The organism is Microbacterium sp. JZ37 (assembly GCF_035188445.1).
Lineage (GTDB): Bacteria > Actinomycetota > Actinomycetes > Actinomycetales > Microbacteriaceae > Microbacterium > Microbacterium barkeri.
Window position 1 is genome coordinate 1,771,052 of the sequence record NZ_CP045253.1, and the last position, 25,831, is coordinate 1,796,882.

A 25,831-nucleotide genomic window follows, 5' to 3' on the forward strand; every position below is an offset into this window, starting at 1 on the left:
CGTGACGGCTCAGAGCGCGGCGCGGATCGCCTGCTCGACCGTCGCGCCGCGGCCCACCTTCGCCGGGATGTCGCCGGGCTGCTCGGCGACGTGGATCGCGTACGAGCCGTCGCCCTCGGCGACGACCCAGCCCCACGGTCGCCGGTCGCGCTTCACGCGCAGGTCGGGGTACCAGATGGTGCTCTGGACCGGCGTCGGCTCGAACGAGTAGAGACTGCCGCCCACGGTCACGAGCTGCGTCGTCTGGATGGCGGCGTCGATGAAATCGCGGTCGAAGGCTCTCATATCCGCACTGTACTCAGGAGCGCCGACAGGCGGTAGACCCGGCCCCCGAGCGGGTCTGCGCGGTGCTCAGACCTCGTCGTCGACGTCGTCGTCGCCCGCCGCGAGACGGTCGGCGTCGGCGCTGTCGATGAGGTCGTCGTTCGCATCGGGGTCGAGCACCTCGTCGCCGTCGACCTCGGTCGTGGGCAGGTCGTCGCGGCTCTCGCCGTCGTCGGGCAGAGGGTAAGGAGCGGGGTAGGGGTTCGACATGGTCTCGTCCTTTCGCGTGAGGTGCTGCTCACGCTAGGGGCGGCGGGCGAGGCAGCCCAGGCGCTTGACCGAGGGCTCCGCTCTGGCTAGTCGCCGGCGAGCAGGGCGCGCACGACCGAGGCGCCGGGGGAGGAGATCTTGCGACCGCGGGCCATGCCGCGATGGCACCGAGCGGTCGGGGGATTCGGCGGGAGGCGGGACGGTGGGCCCTGCCGGGATCGAACCGACGACATCCACGGTGTAAACGTGGCGCTCTACCAGCTGAGCTAAAGGCCCCTCCCGACGATTCTAGGCGCACGGGATGTCGCCATCCGACCGTAGGCTGGAGAGGTGAACGCCAGCCCCGCCGACCAGCGCCTCCTCCTCGACCTCGCCGACCTCGACCGCCGACTTCGGCAGGCGGAGGCCGCGCGCCGCAACCCGCCGCAGGCAGCGCGGGTGCAGGAGCTCGTCGCGCAGCGCACCGCGCAGAGCCATGAGCTCGCCGTGCGCGTCGGCGCGCGCGACGAGCTGCAGGCCGAGGTCTCTCGCATCGAGTCGGATGTCGCGCTCGCGCAGCAGCGGCGCGACCGCGACCGGGCGCGCCTCGAGGGCTCGGCGAACGCGAAGGACGCGCAGGCGCTCGAGCGCGAGATCGCCGCGCTCACCCAGCGGCTGAGCGCGCTCGAGGATGCCGAGCTCGAGCTCATGGAGCGCCTGGAGGCCGCAGAGGCGTCGGTCGCCGAGCAGCAGGCGATCCTGAACGAGACGACGGCCGAGGGCCAGCGGCTGAGCGCCGAGGGCAAGGCCCAGGTCGAGGCGGCCGGCCGCGAGATCGAGACGCTCACGCGCGACCGCGGCGCCGTCGCCGGGCGCATCCCCGACCCACTCGTGTCCGCCTACGACCGCCTGGCGGCCCGGGGCATCGTCGCCGCCGCGCCGTTCACGCGCGGTGCGTGCGGAGGGTGCCATGTGATGCTCGCGCCGAGCGATCTGCAGGCGCTCCGCTCGGTGCCCGCCGATGCGGTGGCGAACTGCCCCGAGTGCGGGTGCATCCTCGTGCGCACCGAGGAGTCCGGGCTCTGACGCCATCCGTCGTCCTCGGCCGCGCGGGCGACGACATCGTCGCGGTCGCGCGTGACGCCGACGCGATCGCGGAGGGCGACGCCGAGCGCATCGCACGGGCGGGCGACGACGCCGCGCTCGCTCGGTGGGTCGCCGCACGCGAGGAGGCGGACGCCCCGCGCTGGGTCTGGTCGGACACCGCGGAGTGGTACCCGCGTCTGCTCGCGGAGGGCGTGCGGGTCGCGCGCTGCGACGACCTGCGCCTGCGTCACCGCATCCTCCATCACGCCGTCACCCCCGATGCTTCCGCCCACCCGTGGGACGCTGCACCGGCCGAGTCCGAAGTCGCGACGCAGCCGGCGCTGTTCGACGTCGAGCCGACGCGCGTCGCGGGGGAGTCGATGCACGACCTCGCCGCGACCGTCGCCGAGGCGCACGCGCAGCACGGCCTCCTCGCGCGCGCGGAGGATCCGTCGCGCATGCGGCTCCTCCTCGCCGCGGAGTCGGCGGGCGCCCTCGTGGCCGCTGAGATGCGGGCGGCCGGCCTGCCCTGGGATGTCCGCCGGCACGACGCCATCCTCACGGAGGCGCTCGGCCCACGACGCGGCGGCGGCCTCCCTGCGCGCATGGAGGAGACCGCCGCGCGCGTCCGCGAGGCGCTGGGCGATCCGCGCGCGAGCCTCGACTCGCCGTCGCGTCTTCTGCGCGCGCTCCGCAATGCGGGCGTGCACGTCGACTCGACGAGCAAGTGGGAGCTGGCCGAGCACGATCATCCCGTCGTCGCACCGCTGCTCGAGTACAAGAGCATGGCGCGCCTCCTCACCGCCAACGGATGGTCCTGGCTCGACGAGTGGGTCCACGACGGCCGCTTCCGACCGGTCTATGTGCCGGGCGGCGTCGTCACCGGCCGGTGGGCGTCCTCCGGAGGAGGCGCCCTGCAGATCCCGCGCGCGCTGCGCGGCGCGGTCAGGGCCGACGCGGGGTGGCGCATCGTCTCCGCCGCTGTCGCTCAGCTCGAGCCCCGCGTCCTCGCGGGCATGGCACGCGACGAGCGGATGGCCCGGGCCGCCGCAGGCGCGGACCTCTACGAGGGCATCGTGGCCAGCGGGGCGGTCGCGACCCGCGCGGAGGCCAAGATCGCCGTCCTCGGCGCGATGTACGGTGCGACGACGGGCGACGCGGGCCGCCTCGTGCCGCGGCTTCGCAAGGTGTTCCCGGCGGCGATGGCGCTCGTCGATGCCGCGGCGCGCACGGGCGAGGACGGGGGAGTGGTGCGCACGTGGCTGGGGCGCACCTCCCCGGCGCCGGATCCGGCGTGGGTGCAGCAGCAGGCCCGGGCGAGCGGTTCGGATGCCTCGGCCGCCGACGAGACGCGGGCGCGGCGCGCGGCACGCGACCGCGGGCGTTTCACCCGCAACTTCGTCGTGCAGGGCACGGCGGCCGAGTGGTCGCTCGCGTGGCTCGCCGACCTGCGCCTGCGCCTCGCCGCGCTCGGAGCCGTCGGCGCCGACCGATCGGCTTCGGCGTCGGGCCCGGTGTTCTCCCGACGTCCGCACCTGGCGTTCTTCCTGCATGACGAGGTCCTCGTGCATGCGCCGGCCGATCTCGCCGACGACGTGGCGGCGGCCATCCGCTCCGCTGCGGATGCCGCGGGTCGGCTGCTGTTCGGGACGTTCCCCATCGACTTCCCGCTCGACGTGCGCATCGACGAGTCCGCCGCGAAGTGATCCCGCCCAGCCGCCGTAGAATGGAGGGGCGAATGGGTCGGCCGGACGGTCGCGTCGCGAGCGGTTCGCCGCCTCGCGCCGAGGAACGTCCGGGCTCCGCAGGGCAGGGCGGTGGGTAACACCCACCCGGAGCGATCCGCGAGACAGTGCCACAGAGAACAGACCGCCGGGATCCGTCCCGGTAAGGGTGAAACGGCGGTGTAAGAGACCACCGGGGGCCATGGCGACATGGCCCGCCAGGTAAACCTCGCCCGGAGCAAGGTCAGACAGAGGATGATGACGCGGCCCGCCGAGTCCTCGGGTAGACCGCTGGAGCGGCACGGCAACGTGTCGCCGAGAGAGATGGCCGTCGATGGGGCGCGAGCCCCGGAACAGAACCCGGCGTACAGGCCGGCCCATTCGCCTGGACGAGAAGCGCCCCGGCTCCATGCGGAGCCGGGGCGCTGTGCGGTCGAGGGGTCAGGCGTTCGCGAGCGAGGCGGCGCCGATGATGCCCGCGTTGTTGCGGTGCACGGCGGTGACCATCTTCGCGCGCGTGGTGATGTACGGCATGAACTTCTCGGGGTTCTTCGAGACGCCGCCGCCCACGACGAGGAGGTCGGGGGAGAAGAGGAACTCGACGTGCGCGTAGAACTTCTGGAGGCGGTGGCCCCACTTCTCCCACGAGAGGCCCTCGCGCTCGCGCGCCGTCGCGGCGGCGTAGCGCTCGATCGACTCGCCCTTCCAGATGAGGTGGCCGAGCTCGGTGTTCGGGATGAGGACCCCGTCGTAGATGAACGCCGAGCCGATGCCCGTGCCGAGGGTCGTGAGGATCGTGAGGCCCTTCTGGCCCTTCGCCGCGCCGAAGCGCGCCTCCGAGAGGCCGGCGGCGTCGGCGTCGTTCACGAAGTGGATGTCGCGGCCGAGGCCGTCCTGGAAGAACTTCTCGGCCTCGAAGTCGATCCACTCGTCGGAGATGTTGGCCGCGGAGAGCGTGCGGCCGTCCTTGACGATGGCGGGGAAGCAGACGCCGAGGGGGAGCCCGGCCGCGTCCTCGCCGAGGAGCTCGAGCAGGTCGTGCGCGGTCTGGAGCACGTCCTTCGGGTGCGCGCCCTTGGGGGTGTCGATGCGCACCCGGTCACTCAGCAGCGTGCCCTCCGAGAGGTCGACGATGCCGGCCTTCATGCCGGTCCCGCCGATGTCGATTCCGACAGCACGATCCACAGTCTTCGCCATGCTGACAGCTTACTGGGAGCGCGCGGAGCCTCCGGACACGAAGAAGACGCCGGCCTCATCGAGACCGGCGTCTGCAGACGTGCGCGTTACGCGCTCTTGACCCGCGTCGGGTCCTGGCCCGCTCCGCGGCGCTCGCGGATGAACGCGAGGCGCTCGGCGAGGATCTCCTCGAGCTCCTCGATCGAACGGCGCTCCAGGAGCATGTCCCAGTGCGTGCGCGCGGCCTTGTCGCCGGAGTGGTCGACCTCGACCGTGCCCTTCTCGAGCTTGAGCAGCGCCTCGCCGCCGCACGTGCGGCACTCCCACGTCTCGGGAGCTTCGGCGTCCGCTGCGAACATGAGCGTCGTCTCGCGCCCGCAGGCAGCACAGACGTACGTCTGCTCCTTGCGCTCCATGAACACGACGCCCTCTTCGCTCTGAAGACTCTGGGCGCCGAGTCGGATACCACGAAGGCTGCGATCTGCCATGGTGAAGTCCTCTCGTCGGTCACCATTTGTAACGCGTCCGGCTGAGCGGATCATCCGAACGGACGGCGCCGGATGCGCTATTCCCAGGCGACGTTCAGGGCGTCAGAGCGGCCAGCGCCAGGTCGGCGCGATCCGTGACGATCCCGTCGACCCCGCGCCGCACGAGCGCCCTCATCCGCGCGGGATCGTCGACGGTCCAGATGTGCACCTCGACCCCCTCCTCATGCGCCCAGCGGACGAGCCGGCGGGTGAGCACGGGCACGATGCCGCGCCGCTCGGGGATCTGCAGGGCGTCGACTCCGGCGAGCAGGCGCCGTGCGCGCCGCCGTGCACCGAGCGCGGCCGCGAGAACGAGGCGCGCGATGATCGCCGAGCTCGCGCTCGTGGCCGGCCGCGCAGGGAACGCAGCGGCCATGGCCGCCACGCGCCGCGCCTCGTCGAAGCTCGTGAGGAGAACGCGGTCGGCGTGCTCGGCGGCGATGCGGCCGGCGCCCTCGGCGGCGGCCGCGGCCTTCACGTCGATGTTGAAGCGCGTCGACGGGAAGTCCCGGAGCACATCGGCGAGCTGCGCGAGGCCGCCGCGCGGCGCCATGATCTCGTCGAGCTCCCGCAGCGTCACGTCGGCGATCGCGCGCGGGTCTCCCGTCACGCGCTCGAGCGTGTCGTCGTGGAAGAGGACGACGACGCCATCCGCCGTGACATGGCAGTCGGACTCGACGTACTCGACGCCCGCCGCGTGCGCGGCCGCGATCGCCGCGACCGAGTTCTCGACGATGCCGTCGGCGGCCATGTCGGCCGTCACGAGTCCGCGATGGGCGAGCACGCGCGGATGGCGCGTGCCCGCCAGGTACGGATGCGTCACGCGGGCGGCGGGGTGCGGTCGCCCAGCCCCGGGATCCGTCCGGCGAAACCGCCCGAGATGCCCTTGAGGGCCTCCGTCAGCTCGCTCGGGATGATCCAGAGCTTGCTCGCCTCGCCCTCCGCGATCTTCGGCAGGGTCTGCAGGTACTGGTAGGCGAGCAGCTTGTCGTCGGGGCGCCCCTCGTGGATCGCATGGAAGACCGTCGTGATCGCCTCCGACTCGCCCTGGGCGCGCAGGACCTGCGCCTGCTTGTCGCCCTCGGCCTTGAGGATCGCGGCCTGCCGCGCGCCCTCCGCGACAAGCACCTGCGACTGCTTCTGGCCCTCGGCGGTGAGGATGGCCGCGCGACGGTCGCGCTCGGCGCGCATCTGCTTCTCCATCGCGTCCTGCAGCGTCGCGGGCGGATCGATCGCCTTGAGCTCGACGCGGCTCACCTTGATGCCCCACTGCCCGGTCGCCTCATCGAGCACGGCGCTGAGCTTGCCGTTGATCACGTCGCGGCTCACGAGCGCCTCCTCGAGGTTGAGGCTTCCGACGACGTTCCTCAGCGTGGTGATGGTGAGCTGCTCCACCGCGCCGAGGTAGTTCGCGATCTCGTAGGTCGCCGAGCGCGGATCGGTGACGCGGAAGTAGACGACCGTGTCGACGGCCACCGAGAGGTTGTCCTCGGTGATGACCTGCTGCGGCGGGAAGGTGACGACCTGCTCGCGGAGGTCGACGCGCGTGCGTGCGCGGTCGATGAACGGCACGATGAGGTGCGGCCCGCCGAACAGGGTGCGGTGATACTTGCCGAGGCGCTCCACGATGACGGAGTCGCTCTGCGGCACGATCCGGATGGACCGGACCAGGATGGTGATCACGAAGATGACGACGGCGATCACCAGGATCCAGGTGAGCACCATCGCCATGACGTTGCTGTCGTCCATTTCAGCTCTCCTCGGGCGTGCGGGTCGTGACGAACGCGGTCGCGCCCTGGATGGACTCGACGGTGATCGGGGTCTGCGGGGCCAGCGACCGGTCGCCGCGCACGCGCGCGGACCACGAGTCGCCGTTGACGAGCTTGACGCGGCCCGACATCGCGGTGACCGTCTCGGTCACGACGCCGGACAGCCCCACGAGGGCGTCGACGTTGAACGACTTCGGGTCGGCGCCGCGGCGCAGGCGCCGCAGAAGCGGCGGGCGCACGAAGACGAGCAGGGCGACGGCCGCGGCGGCCGCGACGATCACCTGGAGCCACAGCGGCGCGCCCAGAAGCCCCGATCCGAGGCCGAACACGCCGCCGAGGCCGAGCATGAGGAACGTGAGCTCGCCCGAGACCATCTCGACCGCGAGGAAGATCGCGATGAGCGCCAGCCATCCGATCCAGGCGAACTGCACGATCGCTTCCATGGGACCTCCTCGGGGCGGGCTCTGCTCGGAACCTATCACGCACGCGCGACGTCTGATCCGCCCGGGATATCGCGTTGCGATTCCCGCGCGCAGACCGCACTTGGTAGGGTCGGACGGTTCCCGTCCCCACGCTCTCGGAGTCCTCGTGTCGCAGCCTCTCGCACCGCAGTCCCTCGCCGGCAAGACCGTCCTCGTGACGGGGTCGTCACGGGGGATCGGCGCCGACACCGTGCGCTACGCGGCGCAGGCGGGGGCGAACGTCGTCATCAACTTCCGCAACAAGGCCCCCCGCGCCGAGAAGCTCGCCGCCGAGGTGCGCGAGCTCGGCGTCAAGGCGCTCGTCGTCGGCGCGGACCTGACCGACCCGGGCTCGGTCTCGGCGATGATCGACGCGGTCAAGGAGGAGTTCGGGTCGCTCGACGTGCTCGTGCTCAACGCCTCGGGCGGCATGGAGACGGGCGTCGGCGAGGACTACGCGCTCCGACTCAACCGCGATGCCCAGGTGAACGTCCTCGAGACCGCGCTGCCGATCATCCCCGCGGGCGGACGCGTCGTGTTCGTCACGAGCCACCAGGCGCACTTCATCCGCACGACGCCCACGATGGACGCGTACGAGCCCGTGGCCCTGTCGAAGCGCGCGGGCGAGGACGCGCTGCGCGAGCGCATCCCCGCCCTCACCGAGAAGGGCGTCGACTTCGTCGTGGTCTCGGGCGACATGATCGAGGGCACGATCACCGCGACGCTCCTGGAGCGCGTGAACCCCGGCGCGATCGCGGCGCGGCGCGAGGAGGCGGGTCGCCTCTACAACGTCTCGGAGTTCGCCGCCGAGATCGCGCAGGCGATCGTCGACCCGATCCCCGCGGACAACGAGCGCATCGTCGGCGACATCAGCGGGTTCCGCGGCACGGAGTGACCGACAGCGCGCGGGGGCTCTCGCCTGCCTGGTGGGTCGCCATCGGGTTCGCGAGCGCCGCTCTCGCGGCCGTCAGCGCGCCGTTCGAGGCCGCCGTGCACGGCGTCCCGCCGGGCTGGGCGCTCGCACTCGCCCTCCTGCAGGCCGGCGCGATCGCGGTGGCGCCGGTCACGCCGTGGCCGGCCATCGTCGCGTTCGCCTGCGCGTCCGCGGCACTCGCCCTGTGGGCGCCCCCGGTCGGCGTGCCGTGGCCCTGGTCGGTCACGGGCATCATCGGGTTCGCGCTGCTGTGCGGGCTCGTGGCTCTCCGCCGAGGCTGGCGCACGGGCATCTGGGCGCTGGTGCTCCCCGGGGCGCTCGTGTCGTCGCACGTGCTCACGGCGCGCGGTGACGCGGTGCCGGCGAACGTGATCGTGGCGCTCTCGATCGGGGCCGGGGCACTGGGCGTCGCCGCCCTGCTCGGCGAGCGACGCGCGCTCGGCGCCGCCCTCGCCCGCGAGCGCGCGATCGCCGAGGACGAGCACGCCGCGCGCGTTCAGGTCGAGGAGCGTCAGCGGATCGCACGCGAGCTGCACGATGTCGTCGCGCATGGCCTGTCGCTCATCCAGGTGCAGGCCGCGACCGCGCGCTTCCGGCTCCCCGAGCTCGACGACGCGGCCGCGGCGGAGTTCGAGGAGATCGGCGGTGCCGCACGCCGCTCGCTCGGCGAGATGCGCCGTCTGCTCGGCGTGCTGCGCTCAGGCGACGAGCAGGCGGCTCTCGCGCCCGTCGCGAGCCTCGCGGACATCCCCGCACTCGCGCGCGACGCGGTCGACGCCGGCGCGGCGGTCACGCTGCGCAGCGACGCGCATGCCGACGACCTGCCCGCCTCGCTGCAGCTCGCGGCGTACCGGATCGTGCAGGAGGCGCTGAGCAACGCGCTCCGCCACGCACCGGGGAGCGCGACCACCGTGACGGTGCGGGAGGATGGCGGCATGCTCGTGATCGAGGTCGAGAACTCGCGGCCGGCCGCCGCGGTCGAGGCGTCTCCAGGCGCCGGCCTCGGGCTCCGGGGGATGCGGGAGCGCGCCGCGCTCGTCGGCGGCACGGTCGACGCCCGCCCCACGGCAGAGGGCGGCTTCCGCGTGCACGCGGAGCTCCCAGTCGACGTCGCGGGCGAGAGGGGCGAGGCATGATCACGATCGCGGTCGTCGACGACCAGGCCATGGTGCGCGCAGGATTCGCGGCGATCCTCGCCGCTCAGCCCGACTTCCGCGTCGTCGGCCAGGCCGGGGACGGCGAGGAGGCCGTTCGGCTCGTCAACGAGACGCACCCCGACATCGTCCTCATGGACGTGCGGATGCCCGTGCAGAACGGGATCGAGGCGACGCGCGCGATCCTGCAGCCGCGGCACCCGCGGCCATCGCCGCCGCGCGTCATCATGCTCACGACGTTCGACATCGACGAGTACGTCTATGACGCGCTGAGCGCGGGGGCGAGCGGATTCCTCCTCAAGGACGCCCGGCCGGACGAGCTCGTCCAGGCGGTGCGCGTCGTCGCCGCCGGCGATGCACTGCTCGCGCCGAGCATCACGCGACGGCTCATCGAGGACGTCGTCACCCGGCGACCCGCCCCGCCCACGCGCGCACGGCTCGACCTCGCCGGGCTCACCGAGCGGGAGCGCGAGGTGCTCACGCTCATGGGCCGCGGTCTGTCGAACCGCGAGATCGCGAGCGCGCTCTTCATCGCCGAGCAGACCGTGAAGACGCACGTGCGGAGGGTCCTCCAGAAGCTCGGCGCGCGGGACCGCGTGCACGCGGTCATCTTCGCCTACGACGCGGGGCTCGTCACCCCGGCCTGACGTCCGCGCTCACCCCGAGGGAGGGCAGCGCCGCCGCGCAGATCGACCCCCGGGGTGATCCGCTGGGCGCGGTCGCCTCCGTACGGTTCCCCGACACCGACCGTCGAGGAGACCCGCATGTCCGCGCCCGCCGCCACCGCACCATCCGCCCCACCGCTTCCCGGTCCCGATCGGGACCGCAGCATCGATCTCGCCCGCGCGGGCGCCCTCGTCGTCGTCGTGCTCCTGCACGCCACGATGGTCGGCATCGACGTGCAGGGCGGTCGCCCCGTGTTCTCGAACGCGCTCGACATCGACGGGTTCGCTCCCTGGAGCTGGCTCGTGCAGGTGATGCCCCTGTTCTTCGCGGCGGGGGATTCACCGCTGCCCGCTCCTTCCGACGCTCGCGCGCTCGCGGGGCCTCCCGTGCGGCGTTCGCCGCCACCCGCGTGCGGCGTCTCCTGCGGCCCCTCCCGCTCGTCATGCTCGTCCTGGCGGCGGGCCTCTCCGCGCTGCTCGTCGCGGGGGTCCCGGGCGATCTCGTCGCGGTCGCGGGATTCCGGATGTCGCAGCCGCTGTGGTTCCTCGGGGTGTTCGTCTTCGCGCAGGTGCTCGTGCCCGCACTGGTCGCCGCGCATGATCGCGCTCCCGTCGTCACGCTCGCCGTGCTCGCCGCGGCCGTGGTCGCCGGCGACGTCCTCCGGATGACGAGCGGCATCGAGGCTCTCGGCCTGCTCGGTCTCGCCTCCGTGTGGCTCACGGTGCAGCAGCTCGGCTTCTGGATCGAGGATGGCCGCGCTGACGCGATCGCGGCGCGCGTGCACTGGCGGATGGCCGCGGGCGCCGTCGGCCTGCTCCTCATCCTCGTCGTGTCGGGCGCCTACGCGGCGGACATGTACGTGAACCTCAATCCGCCGACGGTCGCGCTCGCGCTGTTCGCCTTCGCGCAGGTCACCCTGTTCACGCTCGCGCGCCAGGCTCTGCGCCGGTGGGCAGGGCGGCCGCCGGTCGCACGAGCGGTGGATGCGATCGGCGGCCGCGCGATGACCGTCTACCTGTGGCACATGCCGGCGCTCGTGGCGCTCGCGGGAGCCGTCGCGGGGAGCGCCCTCGTCACCGGCGCCGACCTTCCGGCGCCCGCATCTCCCGCATGGTGGCTGGACCGCCCGGCGTGGCTCGTGCTCGGCACGGTCGTCGTGGGCGCGGTGGCCTGGGCCGCGAGCCGCTTCGAGACGCGGCACGCGCGCTCGGGTGCGGAGCCGGTCACCGAGCAGGCAGGGCGCGCGGCCCTCGCGACCCTCACGGGGGCGGCCGCGGTGGCCGCGGTGCTCGCGCTCGGACTCGGCCCCGCGACGGCCGTCCTCTCCGCGCTCCTCTCCGCGCTCGCCGTGCGGCTGTCGGCGGCCGGCCCGATCCTGCCCCGAGGCCTCACTCCGGCCGGCGCGCGCGGAGGTCGGCGATCTCCTCTTCGAGGGCCTCGACGCGGCGCCGGAGGGCGAGCACCTTCCGCACGCCGGGCAGGGTGACACCCTCCTCCGTCAGCGTCGCCACCTCGCGCAGTCGATCGACCTCGTTCCGCGAGTACCGGCGCTGGCCGCCCTCGGAGCGCTCGGGCGAGACGATGTCCTGGTCGTCGAGGCGACGCAGCGCAGCCTGCGGCATCCCGAGCAGCGACGAGACCTGCCCGATCGTGTAGAACGGCGCGGTCTGGTCGTCCAGGGGCGACGCAGGCTCGCCGTCGCTCGTCTCGGCGTCATCGCTCATGTCCCCATCCCTTCAGGCAGTCCGGAGACCTCGGCTCGGGTCTCATCTGCGCGGAGGTCGAGCCGCCACGGCCCGATCGGCAGGCCGGTGATCTCGACGCGGCCGATCGCGGGCGGCACGGATCGGATGTCGAGGCGGCCTTCGGGAACGTCGGCATCCAGCCCGAGGCAGATCCGGAGGATCTCGAACGGCGTCGCGGCGGCCCACGCCTGCGGGGAGCACGACGTCGGGTAGGGGACCGGCAGGGGCTTGTCGTCGCGCGCGAAGCCGCAGAAGAGCTCGGGGAGACGCCCGTCGAACGCCTCGAGCGCATCGAGGAGACCGGTCGCGACCTCGACCGCGGCATCCCGGCGCCCGTACCGGGCCATGCCTGCGGCCGCGAGCACGGTGTCATGCGGCCAGACCGACCCGTTGTGGTAGCTCGCGGGGTTGAATCGCCGCGACCGCGACGAGAGGGTCCGGATGCCGAAGCCAGTGAAGAGATCGGGCTGCAGCAGGCGGTCGATCACCCGGTCGGCGACCTCGTCGGGCACGATGCCGGTCCAGAGGCAGTGCCCGACGTTCGAGGAGAGCACGCGCACCGGCTCCTTGCGCGCGTCGAGCGCGAGCGCGTAGAAGCCCTCGTCGGGCAGCCAGAACGCCTCGTGGAAGCGCGCCTGCAGATCAGCGGCCCGCGAGCGCTGCTCGGCCGCGTACGCCGCCTCGCCCAGCGTCTCCGCGATCTCGGCGGCCGCGAGCCGCGCCGCGTAGCAGTAGCCCTGGACCTCGGCGAGCGCGATGGGCGCCTGCGCGTCGGTGCCGTCGCGGTGGGCGATGGCATCCGAGCTGTCCTTCCATCCCTGGTTCGCGAGCCCGCGGTCGGTGCTGCGCTGGTACTCGACGAACCCGTCGCCGTCGCGGTCGCCGAAGCGGTCGATCCACGCGATGGCGCGTCGGACATGCGGCCACAGCTCCTCGATGGCCTCGCGGGGAGCTCCCCAGCGCCGCGCCTGGCCGACGAGCATCGCGAAGAGCGGGGTCGAATCGATCGATCCGTAGTAGACCCGATCGCCGCCGAGGGCGAGCGACAGGTCCGCTCCCAGCCGCACCTCATGGAGGATGCGCCCGGGCTGCTCCTCCGTCATCGCCGACTCGCGCGCGCCCTGCAGCCGAGCGAGGGCGCGCAGGGTCCCGAGTGCGAGACTCGGCGCGAAGGGCATCATCATCGCGCTGGTGAGCAGAGAGTCCCGGCCGAAGAGTGCCATGAACCACGGCGCTCCCGCCGCGACGACCTCGTCCTCGGGATGGGACGGGTCGACGATGCGGAGCGCACCGAGGTCGCGCTCGCTTGTCGCGAGTGCGGCCGCCAGCACCGTGTTCGCCACCGAGATCGAGGGTGTCGCGTCGTGCCACCCGCGCATGCGCAGCGCCGGCTGCGTGCCCTCCACCGGGTCGCCGAGCGGGAAGGACGCGGCCAGCTCGCTGCCGTCCACGGCCGGTCGAACCTCGATGCTGCCCCGCCACGTGCCGCCCGGCTCGACGACGATGCGGAAGGCGAGCGCTCCCGAGGCGGCCTGCGCTCCGGGCGCCGACACGCGCACGCCCCGCTGGGCCGTCCCCTCGCCCTCCAGGCGGAAGTGGAGTCCGTCCCGGTCGAACCCGCCCGTCACGCCCGCCGGCCGCTCGGCCCGGCGCTCCTTGACCTGGAAGAGGTCGGCGAAGTCCGCGTCGACGTGGAGGACGACGTCGAGACCCGCCGGCTCGCTCCCGTAGTTCGAGATCGCGAGGTCCTCGCGCATGCCGCTGCCGACGAGCCGGCGCCGCTCGACGATGATCGTCGGCTCGATGTTGCCGGGGCGGGCCGGAACGCGGCCGATGAAACGCGTCTCGAAGGGCTCTGCCGGGATGATCCCGAGAGGCTCGACCGCATGGCCGTCGATGCGCAGCTCCCACTGAGACAGCACGCGGGTGTCCTGCACGAAGAGGCCATCGGCCTGACGAGGGACGATGTCGCCATCGGGGCGGGAGACGCAGAACGACGATCCCTCGACGAGGGTCACGGATGCCTGCGGCTGCTGCACGGTGCCGAGTCCTCGGGGCCGGGTGCGATCGTCGTCGATGGGCGGCCGGGAGGTCCGCGGCTCCACGTCGTCTGCGGTCTCGACGGGGGACGACACGATGTCGGTCACGGTGCTCCTCTCTGACGGGCGCTCTGAAAACCTTCACTTGCAATCGTAGGTTTCCTCTCAATAACCTGACAAGCGACGGCTCAACGTCGAGCTCTTCACCCCACCTTGCGATAGCGCCGATGGAGGAGGAGGTACGCGCATGTCGCTGATCGTCGAACGAGAGGGCACACCGGAGGACGAGGTGGCCACGCGCCCGCTGCGGATCGGGATGATCGCGCCGCCGTGGTTCGAGCTCCCGCCGCGCGGCTACGGGGGAACCGAGGCCGTCGTCGCGGCCCTCGTGGACCAGCTCGTCGCCCGCGGACACGAGGTGACCCTCGTCGCCTCGGGGGAGCGCCGCACACGCGCGCAGCGCCACGTGCGGGTGTACGACGAGCCGCCCTCGCACCTGCTGGGGTCGAGCGTCATGCCCGAGGTCGTGCTCGCGGCCGAGGCGGCGCGCTCGCTCGACGAGCGCGAGCTCGACATCGTCCACGACAACTCCGCGGCGGGGCCCCTGCTCGCCCGCTCGCGCGCCATCCCGACGCTCGTGACGATGCATGGGCCGGTGACGGGTGACAACGGCGACTACTACCGCCGGCTCGGGTCGAGCGTCGACCTCGTCGCGATCTCCGACGCCCAGCGCCGTCAGGCTCCTGATCTGAACTGGGTCGGGACGGTGCACAACGCGATCGACGTGCCGAGCTTTCCGTTCCGCCCGCACAAGGAGGATCACGTGCTCTGGATCGGGCGCTTCAGCCCCGACAAGGGGGCGCATCTCGCCATCGAGGCCGCGCGGCGTGCGGGGCGTCGCATCGTGCTCGCCGGCAAGCTCAACGAGACCGCCGAGCGCGAGTACTTCGCCGACGCCGTGCGCCCCCTGCTGGGCCGAGACGCCGAGTACGTGGGCGAGGCGGACGCGAGCGTGAAGCGCGAGCTGTTCGCGAGCGCCGCCTGCCTCGTCTTCCCGATCCAGTGGGAGGAGCCGTTCGGCATGGTGATGGCCGAAGCGCTCGCGTGCGGCACGCCCGTCGTCGCGACGCCGCGCGGCAGCGTGCCCGAGATCGTCCGGCACGGCGAGACCGGGTTCGTCGTCGACGGCCTCGACGCCCTCGCGCAGGCGATCCAGCGCGCGGGCGATCTCGATCCCGCGGCCTGCCGCCGCGATGCGGAGACGCGGTTCGATCTGCCGGTGATGGCCGAGGGGTACGAGCGGGTCTACCGCGTCCTCGCCGAGGGGAGCGAGACCATCCGCTCTCTCACGGCCGCCGCTGCCTGAGCCGAGCCCGTCCGGGACGGCCGCGCATCGCTCGCGCGGCCGTCCCGGACGGACACGAGTCATCCTCCAGGGGGATGGGAACGCACCCACGGGGTGACGACGCGCCACACGCCCCTCCGTAGCGTCGTAAGCGACCCGGAGGGATCCCCATGACCGCGTTCTTCGACCTCGTCGCCACGGTGCTGCTCGACACCGCGGCCTCGCCCTGGATCTACCTCGTCGCGTTCGCCGTGTGCGCGGTCGACGGGCTGTTCCCGCCCGTCCCGAGCGAGACGGTGATCGTGTCGGCTGCGGCGATCGGCGCAGCGACGGGGGAGCCGGTGCCCTGGCTCATCGCGCTCCTCGCGGCGTGCGGCGCCTTCGTCGGCGACGGGCTCACCTACCTCGTGGGGCGCGCGATCGGGACCGAGCGCTTCGGATGGATGCGGATCGGGCGCGTGCGGCGGACGATCGAGTGGGCGCAGGCGGGCCTCGGTCGGCGCGGCGCCTCGCTCATCCTCATCGCGCGCTACATCCCCGTGGGGCGCGTCGCCGTGAACCTGACCGCCGGCGCGACGCGCTATCCGCCCCGCCGCTTCGTGCCGCTCGCGCTCGTCGCGGCGGCCGCCTGGGCGGCGTACTCCGTCGGCATCGGCCTCATCGCCGGCACCTGGCTCCGCGAGCAGCCGATCCTGGGCGCCGCGATCGGCGCAGGCATCGCGATCGTGCTCGGGATCGCGATCGATCGCGTGATCGCCCTGCGTCAGCGCTCGCTCAGCCCAGAAGCAGAGCGCACGCGAACAGAGCCGGCAGGCATCCCAGCGTCGTGAGGAACACGGTGTCGCGGGCGACCACCTCGCCGACCTCGTAGCGCTGCGCGTAGTTGAAGACGTTCTGCGCGCTGGGGAGCGCGGCGAGCACGACCACCGCGAGCAGCGCGTGGTCGTCGAGCTGGAAGGCGAATCGGCCGATCGCCCATGCCACGAGCGGCATGAGCGCGAGCTTGCAGACCGTCGCGAGGGCGATGTCGCGGCGCGTGCCGACCTGCGTGAGGACGCGCTGGCCGTAGAGCGACATGCCGAAGCTGATGAGGAGCACGGGCACGGCTCCGCCCGCGAGCAGCCGCAGCGGGTCCATGACGATGGGCGGGAGCTCGACGTCGAGGAGCGCCACGAGAACCCCGAGGGCCGCGCCGATGATCATGGGGTTGCGCAGCGTCCGCCGCGCGATCGCCCCGAAAGACGCCTCTCCCGATGACGAGCCGTCGAGGATGGCGAGCACGATCGGCGTGAACACGAGGAGCTGGAGGAGCAGGATGGGCGCGGCGTACGCGGCGTCGCCGAGCACGTAGGTGGCGATCGGGATGCCGATGTTGTTGCCGTTCACGTAGCCGGCGCCCAGCGCGCCGACAGCCGTGACGCCCCAGCCGCGACGCCAGCCGAGCCGGGCCACGAGGCCGTAGAGGATGAAGATCGCCGCGGCCGCGAGCGCGGAGACGGGCAGCAGAGCCGAGAACAGCACGCCGAGATCGGCCTCTGCCAGCACGGTGAAGAGCAGGAACGGGTTCAGCACGAAGAAGCAGAGTCGGCTGAGCACGAATCGGCCCTGCGGCCCGAGGAGGTCGACGCGCCCGACGACGTAGCCGGTGAGGATCGCCACGCCGACGACCGCGAAGCCGGTGAGGACGTCGATCATGCGGGGGTCTCTCTCACCCCTCCAACCTACGCCCCGCGGCGACCCGCGCCGTGCGCTGGATAGGCTCGCGGGGTGAGCGGAATCGAGCGCGTGACGGTGTTCCTGGGGTCGGCGACGGGTGTGCGGCCGGACTACGCGGAGGCCGCGACCGCGTTCGGCCGTGCGCTCGCGGCGCGGGGCACGGGGCTCGTCTACGGCGGCGGGCGGGTCGGGCTCATGGGCACGGTCGCCGACGCCGCATCCGAGGCGGGCGGAGAGGCGATCGGGGTCATGCCCCAGGACCTCGTGGACGCCGAGATCTCGCACCCGGGGCTGACCGCTCTCGAGATCGTGCCCGACATGCACGCGCGCAAGCTGCGCATGGCCGAGCTCGGCGACGCCTTCGTGGCGCTGCCCGGGGGAGCGGGCACGCTCGAGGAGCTCTTCGAAGCCTGGACCTGGCTGCAGCTCGGGATCCACCGCAAGCCGGTCGCCCTCCTCGATGTCGCCGGCTTCTGGCGCCCGCTGCTCGATGCCCTCGACCACATGACGGCGGAGGGCTTCGTCCGCTCCGCGTTCCGCGACACCCTGATCGTGGCGGACGACGCGGGCGCGCTGCTCGACGCCCTCGAGACCTGGGAGCCGCCGGCACCGAAGTGGGGGTCGCCCGCGCCGCGCCCCTGACCCGGCGACGTCGGCGGGGCATGGCAGGATCGCCTACGTGACGAGCCCACCCGACCCCGCAGACCGGCTTCGGGACCTCGCCCTCCTCCGCCGGGTGCGAGACCGGATGGACCGCGAGTTCGCCCAGCCGCTCGACGTCGAGGCCCTCGCGCGCGGCGTGGGCATGTCCGCTGGCCACCTCAGCCGGCAGTTCAAGCTCGCGTACGGGGAGTCTCCGTACTCCTACCTCATGACGCGGCGGATCGAGAGGGCGATGTCGCTCCTGCGACGCGGCGATCTGACCGTCACGGAGATCTGCTTCGAGGTCGGCTTCGGATCGCTCGGCACGTTCAGCACGCGCTTCGCCGAGCTCGTGGGAATGCCGCCGAGCGAGTACCGGCGACGGTCCGAGGGCGACCTCGCGGGCGTTCCCACCCTCATCACCAAGCACGTGACGCGACCGATCAGGAATCGAGAAGCGCGACCATCCGACCCGCGGATAGCGTGAGCGACATGACCATCACGATCCACTCCAGCTTCCTGCCGCAGACCGACCCTGAAGCCGCTCTGGGCTTCTACCGCGACGCCCTCGGCTTCGAGGTGCGCAACGACGTGGGCTACGAGGGGCTGCGCTGGCTCACCGTGGGCCCGGCTGACCAGCCCGACACGAACATCGTGCTCTACCCGCCCGCCGTCGAGAGCGGGATCACCGATGACGAGCGCCGCACCATCCTCGAGATGATCGCGAAGGGCACGTATGCGAGCCTCCTGCTCGCGACGCCCGACGTCGACGCCGAGTTCGCGCGGCTCGAGGCCCTGGGCGTCGACGTCGTGCAGGAGCCCATGGACCAGCCGTACGGCGTTCGCGACGCGGCGTTCCGCGACCCGGCGGGCAACATGATCCGCCTGCAGCAGCGCCCCTGACCGCCCCGAGCCCCTTCTGCCGACCTGGAGAGACGATGACCGCAGCCTCCGACAGCACCTCCGCTCACGTCGCCGACACGCACGACGTCATCCGCGTGCAGGGCGCGCGGGAGAACAACCTCAAGAACGTCAGCATCGAGATCCCGAAACGGCGGCTGACGGTGTTCACGGGCGTCTCGGGGTCGGGCAAGAGCTCGCTCGTGTTCGACACGATCGCCGCCGAGTCGCGCCGCCTCATCGACGAGACCTACAGCGCGTTCGTGCAGGGGTTCATGCCGTCGGTGCCGCGCCCCGACGTCGACGTCCTGGAGGGGCTCACGACGGCCATCCTCGTGGACCAGGAGCGGCTCGGAGCGAATCCGCGTTCGACCGTGGGCACCGTCACCGACGCGAACGCGATGCTGCGCATCCTGTTCAGTCGGCTGGGGGAGCCGCACATCGGCGGCCCGACCGCGTTCTCGTTCAACATCCCCACGCAGAAGGCGAGCGGCGTGATGACGTCGGCGACGGGGGAGAAGACCATCGTCAAGGACGTCGTGTACCTCGGCGGCATGTGCCCGCGGTGCGAGGGGAGGGGAGCGGTGTCCGACATCGACCTCTCGCAGGTCGTGGACGAGTCGAAGTCGCTCGATGAGGGCGCGATCATGGTGCCCGGCTACACGCCGGACGGTTGGATGGTGAAGGGGTTCTCGCAGTCGGGGTTCTACCCGTCGGACAAGCCGATCGCCCAGTTCACCGAGAAGCAGCGGCACACGTTCCTCTATGGCGAGGTGACCAAGGTCAAGATCGCCGGCATCAACATGACGTACGAGGGGCTCATCCCCAAGATCACGAAGTCGATGCTCTCGAAGGACATCGACGCGCTGCAGCCGCACATCCGCGCCTTCGTGCAGCGCGTGGCGACCTTCGCGACGTGCCCGGAGTGCGACGGCACCCGTCTGACCGAGGCGGCGCGCGGCTCGAAGATCGACGGCGTGAGCATCGCCGACGCGTGCCGTATGCAGGTGACGGACCTCGCCGAATGGGTGCGCGGGCTGGACAAGCCCGGCGCAGGCCCGCTCCTCGCGGCGCTCGGCGCGAATCTCGACGCGTTCGTGACCCTCGGCCTGGGCTATCTGAGCCTCGACCGGCCATCCGGCACGCTGTCGGGTGGCGAGGCGCAGCGCATCAAGATGCTGCGTCATCTCGGCTCCGCGCTCACCGATGTCACGTACGTGTTCGACGAGCCGACGATCGGCCTGCACCCGCACGACATCCAGCGCATGAACACACTCCTGCTGCAGCTGCGCGACAAGGGGAACACGGTGCTCGTCGTGGAGCACAAGCCAGAGGCCATCGCGATCGCCGACCGCGTCGTCGATCTCGGTCCCGGCGCGGGCAGCGCCGGCGGGACGATCTGCTATGAGGGGACGGTCGACGGGCTGAAGGCCAGCGGAAGCCTGACCGGGAAGCACCTCGACGACCGCGCGCAGATCAAGCCGAGCGTTCGGGAGCCGAAGGGCGCCATCGAGGTGCGCGGTGCGAGCGAGAACAACCTGCAGCATGTCGACGTGGACGTGCCGCTCGGCGTCCTCACGGTCGTCACGGGCGTCGCGGGGTCGGGCAAGAGCTCGCTGATCCACGGAGCGGTCGCGCGACGCGAGGGCGTCGTCTCGATCGACCAGGGTGCGATCCGCGGATCGCGGCGCAGCAATCCCGCCACCTACACAGGCCTCCTCGATCCCATCCGCAAGGCCTTCGCGAAGGCGAACGGCGTCAAGCCAGCGCTCTTCAGCGCGAACTCCGAGGGCGCATGCCCGACGTGCAAGGGCGCTGGCGTCATCGTCACCGAGCTGGGGTTCATGGAGACCGTCGAGACGCCGTGCGAGGACTGTGGCGGCAAGCGGTTCCAGGCGGGCGTGCTCGACTACAAGCTCGGCGGGCGCGACATCACCGAGGTGCTCGAGCTTCCCGTCGCGGAGGCACGCGCGTTCTTCTCCGAGGGCGAGGCGCGGATCCCCGCTGCCGCGGCCATCCTGGGCAGGCTCGAGGATGTCGGCCTCGGCTACCTGACGCTCGGCCAGCCGCTCTCGACGCTGTCGGGCGGCGAGCGTCAGCGGATCAAGCTCGCGAACGAGATGGGGGAGAAGGCCGAGGTCTACGTGCTCGACGAGCCGACGACGGGTCTCCACCTCGCCGACGTCGAGAACCTCCTCGGGCTGCTGGATCGGCTCGTCGACGCCGGCAAGACCGTGATCGTGATCGAGCACCACCAGGCGGTGATGGCTCATGCGGACTGGATCATCGATCTCGGGCCCGGGGCCGGCCACGACGGCGGGCGCATCGTCTTCGAGGGCACGCCGGCCGAGCTCGTCGCCGCGAGGTCGACGCTCACCGGCGAGCATCTGGCGCAGTACGTCGGCGCGCCGGCTGTCACGGAAGCAGGCTGACGCGGTGAGCGGCTCCGCGCCGCCGCGCGACCGCGCGACGCGCAAGGCCGATGCGCTCCGCCAGCTGACCGCACCTGCGGCGGACGGATGGGTGGCGACGGCGTCGCCGGACGGGCGACCCCATCTCGTCCCGCTGTCGATCGCGTGGGCGGACGATCGCATCATCGTCGCGCTCGAGGGCTCGTCTCTCACGGCGCGGAATATCGCGTCCTCGGGCGTCGCGCGGCTCGGTGTCGGCCAGACGAGAGATGTCGTGCTGATCGACGCGTCGCTCGACGCGACGCACGGCGTCGACGACGTCGAGAGCATCGGGCCCGCGTATGCCGCGCAGGCGGACTGGGACCCCCGCGGCCTCGCAGGCTACGTGTTCCTCGTGCTGCGCCCGACGCGCATCCAGTCCTGGCGCGAAGTGGACGAGTTCCCCGGACGGATGCTCATGACGGATGGCGAGTGGCTGATCTGAGAGCGGCGCCGCGCGAACGAGATCATCCGATAATGCACATTATGTCAGGTTACGTTGAGGGATGGTCCGCGGCGAGATGCGCGCGGCTCCCCTCACTCGGTGGCGACCAGCCCCGCGCGATGTGCGATCACCGCGGCTTCGACACGATTGCGCGCGCCGAGCTTGCCGAGGATCGCGCTGACGTGGCCTTTCACCGTTCCCTCGACGAGATGCAGCTGCGCGCCGATCTCTGCATTCGACGCGCCCGCGCCGAGCAGCGCGAGCACCGCCTTCTCCCGCTCGGTCAATCCCGCAAGCGCCTCCCGCGCGGCCGCGTCGCGCATCCGCTCTCCTCCGCGGTAGGGCGCGATGACCCTTCGGGCGATCGTCGGCGACAGGTACGCTCCCCCGTCGGCGACGGCACGGACCCCCGCGATGAGCTCTCGCGGATCAGCGGCCTTGACGAGGAAGCCCAGCGCGCCCTCGCCCAGCGCGCGCTCGACGTACTCGTCCTCGCCAAAGGTCGTGAGGATCACGACCCTCGTGCTCGGTGCCGCCCGCGCGATCTCCGCGGCCGCGGTGAGTCCGTCCACGCCCGGCATGCGGATGTCGAGGATCGCGACGTCCGGACGATGCTGCCGCACGCCGTCGATCGCGCTCCGGCCATCCCCTGCCTCGAACACGACCTCGATTCCAGCGTCGGACTCGAGGATCGCCCGCGCCCCTGCCCGGATCATGGGCTCGTCGTCCGCAAGGAGGACGCGGATCACGACGCACCCAGGAGGGTCTTCTCGACGAGCACGCCGTCATCGAAGCAGAGGCGATACACCGCGTCGGTGAAGTGGAGCCACCCGTCGCGTGCCGCGAAGTACTCGCACCGAGCCCCGCTCGGTGGCGCGTCTTCCTCCACGACGATCGGCGGCGGCGCGGGGATGCCCGCGGGCAAGCGGGGTGCGAGCTCCGAACGGGAGACGCCCAGTTCGATCTGCTCGTAGACGCTCGACGGGATCGCCGTCTGAGTCACGGTGACCGCCTGCACGACGAGGATGCCGACGATGGCGAGCCCGAGGACGGACGCAGGAACCACAGCCGACTGCAGGATCCGTCGGCGGGTCTCCTGCGAGTTCGAGATCAGTGCCGCATCCCACACGCGGTCGTTCGTGTCCGTCCGCGGCTCAGGACGGAGGGGCGCCCGGAGCCGCAGCTCGAAGCCGTCTGCGACCGCTCCCGCCTCGACCGACGCGCCGAGCAGGGCCGCACGCCGCTGGAGACTGGGGATCCCGTGCCCACTCCCCTGCGTCCCCTGCCGGGATGGCGCGCCCGACCGCACCTTCAGGTCGAGGTGCTCAGCGCCATCCGCAGCGAGCTCCACCTGGACGGCCGCTCCGGGTGCGTGGCGCGAGGCATTCGTGAGACCCTCACGCAGCGTGCGCGCCGTGAGTTCGATCATCAGGGGGTGCAGGCGGTCGAGCACGGACGAGTCGAGGCGCGCCTCGACGGGAACGCCGGCCTGCTGCGCCCCATTCACGAGCGCCGCGATGTCGTCCTTGCCGAGGGGCTCGAGCCGACCACTGGAAGCCGGTCGCGTCATGCGGACGACGTCGTGAAGCCGGCTGCTCGCACGCACCGCCGCTTCCCGGAGCTCAGCGAATCGCTCCCGCTGCGCGTCATCCAGTACCCGGCCGAGCTCGAGCGCACCCGCCTGGACCGCGATGAGAGCGAGCTCATGGCCGATGGTGTCGTGCAGGTCATCCGCGATGCGAGCCCTCTCCTCGGCCTGGGCGCGCTCGGCCAGCACCCGCGCGTCGGACTCGCGCTGCTCGGCGCGCAGCCGCCGATATCGCCCGATCCACCAGGGACCGACCGCCGTCAGGATGGTGATGAGCGACGCTGCCATCCAATCGCCGGCAGACCCTCCGGGCAGGATGATCGCGAGCGGCAAGAGCGCGACGAGCGTCACCGCGATGGTGAGGATGGCTGCCGCGAGCGATCGCATGCGACGACCGGCGAGGTACGCGCACACCGAGGCAGGCAGAAGGAGAAGCACGACGGCGGAATCACCCCAGCGTGCCACCGGCAATGACGTCGCGACCGCCACGCCGAGGAGAGCGACCCCGAGGGCATTCGGCCACGACTGTCGCACGTGATCGGTGATGCGCCGCATGCATTCATCGTAGGGAGCGGGTGTCGCGCGCAGACCTGACGAAAGTAAGGACTCCTCCTGCCGTTCGACCGATTCGCTCGCGAAAGCCGATCCATAGCGTCGCCTGCATGGACTTCATCGACCTCCTCACCGCGCTGGTGACCGACCTCGCCGCATCGCCGTGGGTGTACCTCGTGGTGTTCGGCGTGTGCTTCATCGACGGCTTCTTCCCGCCCGTGCCCAGTGAGACGGTCGTCGTCGGCGCAGCGACGATCTCGGTCGCTTCCGGCGAGCCGCATCTGCTGCTTCTCATCGCGACTGCCGCACTCGGCGCGATCGCCGGCGACAACGTCGCGTATCAGCTGGGGCGAGCGATCGGCACGACACGCTTCCGATGGATGCGCACCCCTCGCGTCGCGGGCGCGATCGGATGGGCTCGCCGCGGCCTGCGGGATCGGGCGGCACTCCTCATCTTCGCGGCCCGCTACATCCCGGTCGGGCGCATCGCGGTGAACATGACCGCAGGAGCCACCGGCTACCCGGCGCGGCGCTTCGTGCCGCTCTCCGTCGCGGCCGGAACCGCGTGGGCCGCGTACTCCGCGCTCTTCGGCATCGTCGCGGGGCGATGGCTGCACGACCAGCCGCTCGTCGCCATCCTTCTGGCTGTGTGCGTCGCGACGGCGGTCGGTGCTGTCATCGACGCGATTCTCCGGCGCTTCCTCGCTCGCGACGCCGAGTCGCTGGACGAGAATCGTGCACAGCTGGAGGATCCGGTCGTCCAGGACTGATCCTGTGCGGGTCGCTCGCTCACCGGCGCACGTCGCTCCAGAGCCAGCGCAGGGCGTCGGGGAGAAGGACGCCGGCAACGGACCCCCGCCGCGATAGCCTCTCGCCATGGGCGTGCAAGCGATCGACATCCAGGTGGACGACGTCCCGGCGGCGACGAGACTGCTGTCCGAGGCATACGGATGGACCGTGCTCACGGACGGCCCGCACTTCGGCGAGCTCGACGCGGGAGGGCTCCGGGTCATGCTGTCTCGCGATGCGATGGTGCCCTGGGGCAGGACGGATGGCGTCATCCTGCATCACTACGTCGAGGACGTGGCCGCAGCCACCTCGCGCGCTGTCGCCGCCGGAGCCGAGCTGCTGCGCGGCCCTCTGCTCACGGACTGGGGCACCGAGGCGGCGTACCTCCGCGGCCCCGGCGGCCTGATCGTCGATGTCTGCAGGGACGCCTGACGCGATGAGCCGTGTGCCTGCGCGGACCAGCGCATGAACGGACATCCTGCCCCGTCCTACGCGCCCGGCGGCTACGCGTGCCCGTTCTGTCGTCTCCAGCGGGGAATCGAGGACGAGCACAACCGGTCCTCCGACATCGTCGCGGTGACCGAGCGGGCCTATGCGCGCATTGCGCCCAAGTGGTGGCCGGGCAACGCGGGCTCTGCGCTCGTGATGCCGCGTGCACACGTCGAGAGCATCTACGCCCTCGCGCCAGAGGATGGCCACGCCGTGTGGGATCTCACCCAGCAGGTGGCGACCGCGATCCGATTCGCCTACGGCGCCGAGGGCACCTCGATCCGGCAGCACAACGAACCCGCCGGCGACCAGGACGTGTGGCATCTGCATGTTCACGTCTTCCCCCGCTATGCCGGCGACGAGCTGTACCTCCGCCACCGAGATTCATCTTGGGTCGGCGACGACGCGCGCGCTGCCTATGCGGCAACGCTGCGCGGGGCCCTGTCGCTCCCCGTGCGATTCGACGAGCGGCCGGGTCGGTGATCATGACGAGCGGATGGCCGCACATCGACAAGTGCGAATGGCTCTTGCCCACTCCTCGGCGCCATGGAACCCTTCAAGCATGCTGATCTACTCGATGGGTGTGTCGGTCGATGGGTTCATCGCCGACCGCTTCGGATCGTTCGACTGGTCGGTGCCGAGCGATGACCTGTTCCGATTCCACCTCGATCGGGTCAGCGAACTCGGCGCCACACTCCTCGGACGTCGCCTGTACGAGACGATGCGGGTCTGGGAGACCGATCCGTCGTTCCGCGACTCTCCTGATGCGAACGCCTTCGCCGACGTCTGGACCGCCCTTCCGAAGGTCGTGTTCAGCCACACGCTCGAGGGCGTCGAAGGGAACGCCCGACTCGCTGAGGGCACCTTGGCCGAGGAGGTCGCGGCGGTCATCGAGTCCACACCCAAGGACGTCGAGATCGGCGGCGCGGATCTCGCCGCTCACGCCTTCGAACTCGACCTGATCGACGAGATCCGGATCTTCCGGTACCCGATCATCGTCGGCGGTGGTCCGCCGTTCCTTCCCCCGCTCGCCCAACCGCTCCCCCTCGACCTCATCGAGACGCGCACGTTCGACTCCCGCGTGATCTACGAGCGCTATCGCCGGACACGCTGACGCTCCC

General features: G+C 71.7%; 29 protein-coding genes, 1 tRNA gene and 1 other RNA gene. 18 read left to right on the top strand and 13 right to left on the bottom strand.

Translation table 11 applies throughout. From position 1 onward, the window contains the following. Nucleotides 1–9: 9 nt before the first annotated feature. From GC092_RS08045 to GC092_RS08055, 3 genes are all read right to left on the bottom strand, one after another. Complete coding sequence (locus GC092_RS08045) at nt 10–285, bottom strand: hypothetical protein (RefSeq protein WP_271171870.1); 276 nt, start codon at nt 283–285, stop codon at nt 10–12. Between the two features lie 66 nt (nt 286–351). Then, complete coding sequence (locus tag GC092_RS08050) at nt 352–534, bottom strand: hypothetical protein (protein ID WP_324011246.1); 183 nt, start codon at nt 532–534, stop codon at nt 352–354. A gap of 203 nt (nt 535–737) precedes the next feature. Continuing rightward, nucleotides 738–810: transfer RNA gene (locus tag GC092_RS08055), tRNA-Val, on the bottom strand. Between the two features lie 678 nt (nt 811–1,488). On the opposite strand from GC092_RS08055, the gene GC092_RS16135 reads away from it, so the two are divergent. The 3 genes from GC092_RS16135 (at nt 1,489) to rnpB (ending at nt 3,707) form a co-directional block, all read left to right on the top strand. Continuing rightward, nucleotides 1,489–1,599: a hypothetical protein gene (locus tag GC092_RS16135; protein ID WP_374727771.1), complete on the top strand. Its 111-nt coding sequence runs from the start codon at nt 1,489–1,491 to the stop codon at nt 1,597–1,599. Next, on the top strand, nt 1,557–3,305 hold the full coding sequence (locus GC092_RS08065) for a bifunctional 3'-5' exonuclease/DNA polymerase (protein ID WP_324011248.1): 1,749 nt from the start codon (nt 1,557–1,559) through the stop codon (nt 3,303–3,305). Before GC092_RS16135 ends, GC092_RS08065 begins: the two co-directional genes overlap by 43 nt. A 33-nt stretch (nt 3,306–3,338) precedes the next feature. Further along, nucleotides 3,339–3,707, top strand: an RNA gene (rnpB, locus tag GC092_RS08070) — RNase P RNA component class A. 57 nt (nt 3,708–3,764) lie between these two features. Here rnpB and ppgK read toward each other — a convergent pair. The 5 genes from ppgK to GC092_RS08095 form a co-directional block, all read right to left on the bottom strand. Beyond that, nucleotides 3,765–4,520: a polyphosphate--glucose phosphotransferase gene (ppgK, locus tag GC092_RS08075; protein ID WP_271171866.1), complete on the bottom strand. Its 756-nt coding sequence runs from the start codon at nt 4,518–4,520 to the stop codon at nt 3,765–3,767. Nucleotides 4,521–4,606: 86 nt separating this feature from the next. After that, nucleotides 4,607–4,987, bottom strand: a complete 381-nt coding sequence (locus GC092_RS08080) for an RNA polymerase-binding protein RbpA (RefSeq protein WP_271171865.1) — start codon at nt 4,985–4,987, stop codon at nt 4,607–4,609. Between the two features lie 94 nt (nt 4,988–5,081). Continuing rightward, nucleotides 5,082–5,849: a glycerophosphodiester phosphodiesterase family protein gene (locus tag GC092_RS08085; protein ID WP_271171864.1), complete on the bottom strand. Its 768-nt coding sequence runs from the start codon at nt 5,847–5,849 to the stop codon at nt 5,082–5,084. Beyond that, nucleotides 5,846–6,775: an SPFH domain-containing protein gene (locus GC092_RS08090; RefSeq protein WP_271171863.1), complete on the bottom strand. Its 930-nt coding sequence runs from the start codon at nt 6,773–6,775 to the stop codon at nt 5,846–5,848. Before GC092_RS08090 ends, GC092_RS08085 begins: the two co-directional genes overlap by 4 nt. A 1-nt stretch (nt 6,776) precedes the next feature. Next, nucleotides 6,777–7,238, bottom strand: a complete 462-nt coding sequence (locus tag GC092_RS08095; RefSeq protein ID WP_324011250.1) for an NfeD family protein — start codon at nt 7,236–7,238, stop codon at nt 6,777–6,779. A 145-nt stretch (nt 7,239–7,383) separates the two neighbouring features. On the opposite strand from GC092_RS08095, the gene GC092_RS08100 reads away from it, so the two are divergent. The 4 genes from GC092_RS08100 to GC092_RS08115 all read left to right on the top strand — a co-directional run bounded on the left by GC092_RS08100 (nt 7,384) and on the right by GC092_RS08115 (nt 11,496). Further along, nucleotides 7,384–8,151: an SDR family oxidoreductase gene (locus GC092_RS08100; protein ID WP_324011252.1), complete on the top strand. Its 768-nt coding sequence runs from the start codon at nt 7,384–7,386 to the stop codon at nt 8,149–8,151. Continuing rightward, nucleotides 8,148–9,326 (top strand): sensor histidine kinase, encoded by a 1,179-nt coding sequence (locus GC092_RS08105; protein WP_324011254.1) that lies wholly within the window; start codon nt 8,148–8,150, stop codon nt 9,324–9,326. The genes GC092_RS08100 and GC092_RS08105 overlap by 4 nt, the downstream gene beginning before the upstream one ends. Next, on the top strand, nt 9,323–9,991 hold the full coding sequence (locus tag GC092_RS08110) for a response regulator (RefSeq protein WP_324011255.1): 669 nt from the start codon (nt 9,323–9,325) through the stop codon (nt 9,989–9,991). Before GC092_RS08105 ends, GC092_RS08110 begins: the two co-directional genes overlap by 4 nt. A 314-nt stretch (nt 9,992–10,305) precedes the next feature. Next, entirely contained in the window at nt 10,306–11,496 is a 1,191-nt protein-coding gene (locus tag GC092_RS08115) for an acyltransferase family protein (RefSeq protein ID WP_324014878.1), read from the top strand. On the opposite strand, the gene GC092_RS08120 is transcribed toward GC092_RS08115, so the two are convergent. Together GC092_RS08120 and GC092_RS08125 are read right to left on the bottom strand one after the other, a co-directional pair. Beyond that, nucleotides 11,399–11,734 carry a MerR family transcriptional regulator gene (locus GC092_RS08120; RefSeq protein WP_271171857.1) on the bottom strand — a complete coding sequence of 112 codons (336 nt, stop codon included), beginning with the start codon at nt 11,732–11,734 and terminating at the stop codon, nt 11,399–11,401. The two genes, GC092_RS08115 and GC092_RS08120, sit on opposite strands and share 98 nt — an antisense overlap. Beyond that, a complete protein-coding gene (locus GC092_RS08125) occupies nt 11,731–13,902 on the bottom strand; it encodes an amylo-alpha-1,6-glucosidase (RefSeq protein ID WP_324011257.1) in 2,172 nt (723 codons plus the stop codon). Before GC092_RS08125 ends, GC092_RS08120 begins: the two co-directional genes overlap by 4 nt. Nucleotides 13,903–14,041: 139 nt before the next feature. Here GC092_RS08125 and GC092_RS08130 point away from each other — a divergent pair, with 139 nt between their 5' ends. Continuing rightward, nucleotides 14,042–15,160, top strand: a complete 1,119-nt coding sequence (locus GC092_RS08130) for a glycosyltransferase family 4 protein (RefSeq protein WP_324011259.1) — start codon at nt 14,042–14,044, stop codon at nt 15,158–15,160. 149 nt (nt 15,161–15,309) lie between these two features. Then, nucleotides 15,310–15,969 carry a DedA family protein gene (locus tag GC092_RS08135; RefSeq protein WP_324011261.1) on the top strand — a complete coding sequence of 220 codons (660 nt, stop codon included), beginning with the start codon at nt 15,310–15,312 and terminating at the stop codon, nt 15,967–15,969. Here GC092_RS08135 and GC092_RS08140 read toward each other — a convergent pair. After that, nucleotides 15,914–16,834, bottom strand: coding sequence for an AEC family transporter (locus GC092_RS08140; protein WP_282977739.1), 921 nt, complete (start codon nt 16,832–16,834; stop codon nt 15,914–15,916). The genes GC092_RS08135 and GC092_RS08140 overlap by 56 nt on opposite strands. Before the next feature lie 81 nt (nt 16,835–16,915). Here GC092_RS08140 and GC092_RS08145 point away from each other — a divergent pair, with 81 nt between their 5' ends. The 5 genes from GC092_RS08145 to GC092_RS08165 are packed head-to-tail and all read left to right on the top strand — an operon-like array spanning nt 16,916 to nt 21,292. Continuing rightward, the gene (locus GC092_RS08145) at nt 16,916–17,497 is read left to right on the top strand and encodes an LOG family protein (RefSeq protein WP_416383306.1); all 582 of its coding nucleotides are present in this window, start codon (nt 16,916–16,918) and stop codon (nt 17,495–17,497) included. A gap of 37 nt (nt 17,498–17,534) precedes the next feature. Continuing rightward, nucleotides 17,535–17,984, top strand: a complete 450-nt coding sequence (locus GC092_RS08150; RefSeq protein ID WP_324011264.1) for a helix-turn-helix transcriptional regulator — start codon at nt 17,535–17,537, stop codon at nt 17,982–17,984. A 5-nt stretch (nt 17,985–17,989) separates the two neighbouring features. Beyond that, nucleotides 17,990–18,400 (top strand): VOC family protein, encoded by a 411-nt coding sequence (locus GC092_RS08155; RefSeq protein WP_416383266.1) that lies wholly within the window; start codon nt 17,990–17,992, stop codon nt 18,398–18,400. A gap of 35 nt (nt 18,401–18,435) precedes the next feature. Next, complete coding sequence (locus GC092_RS08160) at nt 18,436–20,829, top strand: ATP-binding cassette domain-containing protein (protein WP_324011267.1); 2,394 nt, start codon at nt 18,436–18,438, stop codon at nt 20,827–20,829. Between the two features lie 4 nt (nt 20,830–20,833). Beyond that, a complete protein-coding gene (locus GC092_RS08165; RefSeq protein ID WP_324011270.1) occupies nt 20,834–21,292 on the top strand; it encodes a pyridoxamine 5'-phosphate oxidase family protein in 459 nt (152 codons plus the stop codon). Between the two features lie 92 nt (nt 21,293–21,384). Here GC092_RS08165 and GC092_RS08170 read toward each other — a convergent pair whose 3' ends face one another. Both GC092_RS08170 and GC092_RS08175 read right to left on the bottom strand, forming a co-directional pair. After that, nucleotides 21,385–22,041: a response regulator gene (locus tag GC092_RS08170; RefSeq protein ID WP_324011271.1), complete on the bottom strand. Its 657-nt coding sequence runs from the start codon at nt 22,039–22,041 to the stop codon at nt 21,385–21,387. Further along, entirely contained in the window at nt 22,038–23,435 is a 1,398-nt protein-coding gene (locus GC092_RS08175) for a sensor histidine kinase (protein ID WP_324011272.1), read from the bottom strand. Before GC092_RS08175 ends, GC092_RS08170 begins: the two co-directional genes overlap by 4 nt. Before the next feature lie 107 nt (nt 23,436–23,542). Here GC092_RS08175 and GC092_RS08180 point away from each other — a divergent pair, with 107 nt between their 5' ends. From GC092_RS08180 to GC092_RS08195, 4 genes are all read left to right on the top strand, one after another. Continuing rightward, on the top strand, nt 23,543–24,202 hold the full coding sequence (locus tag GC092_RS08180) for a DedA family protein (protein ID WP_324011273.1): 660 nt from the start codon (nt 23,543–23,545) through the stop codon (nt 24,200–24,202). Between the two features lie 106 nt (nt 24,203–24,308). Beyond that, nucleotides 24,309–24,653: a VOC family protein gene (locus GC092_RS08185; protein ID WP_324011275.1), complete on the top strand. Its 345-nt coding sequence runs from the start codon at nt 24,309–24,311 to the stop codon at nt 24,651–24,653. A 33-nt stretch (nt 24,654–24,686) separates the two neighbouring features. Further along, nucleotides 24,687–25,193: an HIT family protein gene (locus tag GC092_RS08190; protein WP_324011276.1), complete on the top strand. Its 507-nt coding sequence runs from the start codon at nt 24,687–24,689 to the stop codon at nt 25,191–25,193. A gap of 37 nt (nt 25,194–25,230) precedes the next feature. Further along, on the top strand, nt 25,231–25,824 hold the full coding sequence (locus GC092_RS08195; protein WP_324011278.1) for a dihydrofolate reductase family protein: 594 nt from the start codon (nt 25,231–25,233) through the stop codon (nt 25,822–25,824). The last annotated feature ends 7 nt before the right edge of the window (nt 25,825–25,831 follow it).

Bases quoted from the DNA above. Each gene is read 5' to 3' on its own strand.
- GC092_RS08045 (WP_271171870.1), bottom strand. From the start codon at position 285: ATGAGAGCCTTCGACCGCGATTTCATCGACGCCGCCATCCAGACGACG.
- GC092_RS08050 (WP_324011246.1), bottom strand. From the start codon at position 534: ATGTCGAACCCCTACCCCGCTCCTTACCCTCTGCCCGACGACGGCGAG.
- GC092_RS16135 (WP_374727771.1), top strand. From the start codon at position 1,489: ATGCTCGCGCCGAGCGATCTGCAGGCGCTCCGCTCGGTGCCCGCCGAT.
- ppgK (WP_271171866.1), bottom strand. From the start codon at position 4,520: ATGGCGAAGACTGTGGATCGTGCTGTCGGAATCGACATCGGCGGGACC.
- GC092_RS08080 (WP_271171865.1), bottom strand. From the start codon at position 4,987: ATGGCAGATCGCAGCCTTCGTGGTATCCGACTCGGCGCCCAGAGTCTT.
- GC092_RS08090 (WP_271171863.1), bottom strand. From the start codon at position 6,775: ATGGACGACAGCAACGTCATGGCGATGGTGCTCACCTGGATCCTGGTG.
- GC092_RS08095 (WP_324011250.1), bottom strand. From the start codon at position 7,238: ATGGAAGCGATCGTGCAGTTCGCCTGGATCGGATGGCTGGCGCTCATC.
- GC092_RS08110 (WP_324011255.1), top strand. From the start codon at position 9,323: ATGATCACGATCGCGGTCGTCGACGACCAGGCCATGGTGCGCGCAGGA.
- GC092_RS08120 (WP_271171857.1), bottom strand. From the start codon at position 11,734: ATGAGCGATGACGCCGAGACGAGCGACGGCGAGCCTGCGTCGCCCCTG.
- GC092_RS08130 (WP_324011259.1), top strand. From the start codon at position 14,042: ATGTCGCTGATCGTCGAACGAGAGGGCACACCGGAGGACGAGGTGGCC.
- GC092_RS08135 (WP_324011261.1), top strand. From the start codon at position 15,310: ATGACCGCGTTCTTCGACCTCGTCGCCACGGTGCTGCTCGACACCGCG.
- GC092_RS08140 (WP_282977739.1), bottom strand. From the start codon at position 16,834: ATGATCGACGTCCTCACCGGCTTCGCGGTCGTCGGCGTGGCGATCCTC.
- GC092_RS08155 (WP_416383266.1), top strand. From the start codon at position 17,990: ATGACCATCACGATCCACTCCAGCTTCCTGCCGCAGACCGACCCTGAA.
- GC092_RS08160 (WP_324011267.1), top strand. From the start codon at position 18,436: ATGACCGCAGCCTCCGACAGCACCTCCGCTCACGTCGCCGACACGCAC.
- GC092_RS08175 (WP_324011272.1), bottom strand. From the start codon at position 23,435: ATGCGGCGCATCACCGATCACGTGCGACAGTCGTGGCCGAATGCCCTC.
- GC092_RS08180 (WP_324011273.1), top strand. From the start codon at position 23,543: ATGGACTTCATCGACCTCCTCACCGCGCTGGTGACCGACCTCGCCGCA.
- GC092_RS08185 (WP_324011275.1), top strand. From the start codon at position 24,309: ATGGGCGTGCAAGCGATCGACATCCAGGTGGACGACGTCCCGGCGGCG.
- GC092_RS08190 (WP_324011276.1), top strand. From the start codon at position 24,687: ATGAACGGACATCCTGCCCCGTCCTACGCGCCCGGCGGCTACGCGTGC.
- GC092_RS08195 (WP_324011278.1), top strand. From the start codon at position 25,231: ATGGCTCTTGCCCACTCCTCGGCGCCATGGAACCCTTCAAGCATGCTG.